This window comes from Dialister sp. (assembly GCF_051885895.1).
In the GTDB taxonomy this organism is placed as follows: domain Bacteria; phylum Bacillota; class Negativicutes; order Veillonellales; family Dialisteraceae; genus Dialister.
Map to the genome: position 1 here is coordinate 1 of NZ_JBJEXP010000008.1, position 3,530 is coordinate 3,530.

Annotated in this window: 5 protein-coding genes; all 5 read right to left on the bottom strand. The window is 52.4% G+C overall.

From position 1 onward, the window contains the following. Positions 1–16: 16 nt before the first annotated feature. Positions 17–1,090, bottom strand: coding sequence for an ADP-ribosylglycohydrolase family protein (locus tag ACI4N7_RS00540; protein ID WP_439731416.1), 1,074 nt, complete (start codon positions 1,088–1,090; stop codon positions 17–19). A gap of 437 nt (positions 1,091–1,527) precedes the next feature. Then, positions 1,528–1,788: a DUF1294 domain-containing protein gene (locus ACI4N7_RS00545; RefSeq protein ID WP_439731417.1), complete on the bottom strand. Its 261-nt coding sequence runs from the start codon at positions 1,786–1,788 to the stop codon at positions 1,528–1,530. Positions 1,789–1,797: 9 nt separating this feature from the next. Beyond that, positions 1,798–2,127, bottom strand: a complete 330-nt coding sequence (locus ACI4N7_RS00550) for a tRNA-binding protein (protein WP_439731418.1) — start codon at positions 2,125–2,127, stop codon at positions 1,798–1,800. A gap of 11 nt (positions 2,128–2,138) precedes the next feature. After that, the gene (locus tag ACI4N7_RS00555) at positions 2,139–2,474 is read right to left on the bottom strand and encodes a hypothetical protein (protein WP_439731419.1); all 336 of its coding nucleotides are present in this window, start codon (positions 2,472–2,474) and stop codon (positions 2,139–2,141) included. A gap of 99 nt (positions 2,475–2,573) precedes the next feature. Then, entirely contained in the window at positions 2,574–3,278 is a 705-nt protein-coding gene (locus ACI4N7_RS00560) for a hypothetical protein (protein WP_439731420.1), read from the bottom strand. Positions 3,279–3,530: the final 252 nt, after the last annotated feature.

The following is a 3,530-nucleotide window of genomic DNA, read 5'->3' on the forward strand; positions in this document are numbered from 1 at the left end:
CAGGGCTTTTGATTTCTTATTTCGTCATTTTCTTCGGATGGTACTTCTCATATACATAGTACAGTTTATCCGCCATGAAGTTGATGGCTTCAGAGCCTTCCAGGATATCTGACCAGTAGGAGGGAATGAATCCGCTGCCGAAGCGGATGCCTTCCAGGGCACCGGTAATGGCGGCGGTGGTATTGCTTTTGCCGGAATGGTTGGCAGAAATAATCAGAGCATCCAGCGGCTCATCGATGGCCAGGGCGCAGTATACGGCAATGGCCAGTGCTTCGTCTGCACTTTCACCGCTTCCCAGGGATGTGAGACTGTCGATGTGGTCCCAGGTGCCTGTCTTGCCGGCGGGATGGTTATTGGCCTGTTCTTCTGCGGCGCTGAGAAGGGAAAGGATGGGATCTGTCTTGTGGGCTTTGCCCAGAAGGGCTTCCGCCCGTTCCAGAGATTTGGGAAGTGTCAGTCCGTAGGCCAGGCAGGAAATCATGGCTGCCAGACCGCCGGCAGCATAATAGGCTACCGGATTGGAGTGGGAAAGGGCGGCTGCCTTGACAGCTTCATCAAAAGCGGCTTTGCTGTCTCCTGCAAAAATAAGTCCGATGGGGACGGCCCTTGCCAGGGAAGCGCTCCCTTTGCAGTCATTTACCTTCACTTTGGTAGAGCCCTTCACATCTTTGGAAAAGGCTCCCAAAAGCCCTTCTTCCGGATTTCTGCGGGCATGCATGAATTTTTCTCTCACCAGACAGAATTCTCTTTCATGGGGCTGCCTTCTCATCCAGGTCCGCTGCCCGCGGCGGGGTTCTTCGCCGGTCTGGCTGTAGTACCAGCGCATGTACCCCCGGTAAATCCCGTCTACCAGTTCCAATTTCTTAGCATCTGCCCATAGAATCCCGTCTATCGTAGCCAGTATCATCTGCGTGTTGTCAGAAATCGGTGCCTTTCTGCCGTTTTTTGCATCCCTCACCAGGGTGCGGAGGCCAAAAGGGCCAAATCGGTGCTGTATACGACCGACGGAGAAATTCTGCAGGGGATACCCCAGTGCATCCCCGCAGGCACTTCCATACAGTGCCCCGCGAAACTTCTCTATGTCCGCCATGTTTTCCTCCTTTTCTTCAGTTTCGTGCCATCCTGCTTTCCGGTCAGCAGGAAAAGAGGATCCCTTGTGTTTTCTCTCCGTCGGGAAAATAAAAGTTTCTGGAAATCTAACTACTTCACAGAAACTTTTGTCAACGTATGAGCAGAACGGCCTACTCCTAATTTTTATCCTTTGGTATTATTATAGCATAATTTTACGTCCGGAATATAGAGAAAGTACGAACAATTTGCCATAAATGGTACCTTTTCCCGCACTTTTGTGGAGAAAACAGGAATGTATGGCTTCCTCCGGGCATATGTCCGCCCTGCTTCAGGAGACCAAAAGCCGCCTGCGGCGTCCCCTTTGGAAACGAAATTCCTGCACCGGCAGGGAAAATGCATTTCTATCGCAGGCCCGTGTATGAATCATGAGCCGTCGGGAAGCTGCCGAAGCTCCCGCTATCTGGTGAACCACAGAGCAGCAGCGATTTCCACAAGGCCTATGAGAGGCACGCCGTACACAAATTTCTTATGCCTTGTCTTATGATGGAAGAAGTACATGCCCGCCAGGGCACCGAAAAAGCCTCCTGCCAAAGCGGTAAGGAGGAGTGTCTTTTCGGATATGCGCCAGTACCCATGAACGGCTTTCCATTTATCCAGGCCGAAGAGGGCAAAGGAAAGAAGGCTGATGCAGAGGAGGTACCCTATTGCTCCGGTCATAGTGCCTCCTTATCCCAGCTTGTCCCCATTGTCTACAGGCCTTTCCGGCACCGCCAGCACGACGCCGTCTCTGCTGTAGGTTCCCAATACCAGCACTTCGGACATGAAGTCTGCAATCTGGCGGGGCGGGAAGTTGACTACTGCCAGTACCTGGCGGCCCAGGAGATCCTCTTTTTTATAGAGAGCCGTAATCTGGGCGGAGGATTTCTTTTCCCCTATGTCCGGCCCGAAGTCGATGAGGAGCTGGTACGCCGGTTTTCTTGCCTTTTTAAATTCCTTCACATCTATGATCGTGCCTGCGCGAATGTCCAGTTTCATGAAATCTTCAAAGACTGCCATAGAATCCTCCCTTACCGCGTTTCTTCCGTACCGCAGGTTTTCATATACTCCATAACCGCCCTGTCCAGGTCATCCATGAAGTCGATATTTCCGGAAGGCAGTCCCGTAATGAGGGATCCGCCTCCATTGGTCCCATGGTGGATGAAGCACTTTAAAATGCCGGCATAAACAGCATGGACCTGAAGAAGCACTTCTCTGTTTCCCGGAGAGGTTTCCGCCAGATGACGGATGCTTTCGCACAGATTTCCGAAGGCGAAGCGGTTGAATACCTCCCTTTCTTCCAGGTAGTAAGTGAAGCTGCCGTTGCTCTTTTTGTAGTTGTCATAAAGTACCAGTTTGGATTCCATACCTGTTCCCCCATTCCCATGTCTTTCCGCCCCTGCCGGGCGGTGCAAGGACCTATGCTGAAGCATTGCATAAACGTACAGGAAATCAAATGCTGAAAATCAATCCGTCTTTTCCTGATTTCCCAGAGTAAACCAGCGGACAGGCTCTTTCTTCCTGTCTTCGGAGCAGAAAAAGGCTTTTCCTTTTTTCTTTTTGAGAGTTTTATCCTTGAGTTCCACCGGTTCCCCGTTTACTGCCAGGGGATAGAGATCCTCCCGGGGTGTCAGCCGGAGCAGGCTCACCGCTCCTGTCTCATCGGTCGAAAACATGTACAGGGGCCGAAAACCGGTGTCTTTGTCATTTTTATCTCTTTTGAAAACCATCAGAGGCGTGGATACGCCGGTGAGCTCCTGCGTCATCTGCCAGCCATTGTCGGACGGGGTGAAAATCAGAAGTGCCGGCTTTCCTTCCCTGTCTGTATAAGGACTCTCCAGCAGCACCAGGGCTTCGTCCTTTCCGTCGCCGTTCAGATCTTCCATCACAGCGGCATAGGACATGAGACTCTTATCATAGGAGGTGTCGCCGAAATAATCCAACAGGGCCTGACGGATTCCTTCATTCTCTTCCTGCAGGGAGGATTCCTTCTGTACCTTCTTCGGTATCAGGGTTTCCGGAGACACCGGTGCCGGCAGCGCCGTTTCCTCAATGACTTCTCCGTTTTTCTCTATGGAAACGGTGGATATGTCCTCCCCTTTCCCGGAAAGAGGGAAAAGAAAAAGCATGGCCGCCGCCAGTAATTGTATCTTATATGTGGTCATAAACATTCCTCGCTGTTCTTTTCTTTATTATACCATGGAGGGGCGCCTCCGCCGCCCCGGGTTCAGAAGGTTCAAAGGGCTCTGCCCGCTTTCTGCGGGCGGGTTCAGAGGATGTGGTGACGCCATTTGACACGCCGTCGGCGTGAGGGGTCTGAAGTTTAACCGGCCTGTGGCCGGAGGGTTCTTAGGTTTGACGGGGCTTCGCCCCGAGGGTGATGGTGGCGGCTGCGCCGCAATTTTGAACAGGCGGCTCCGCCG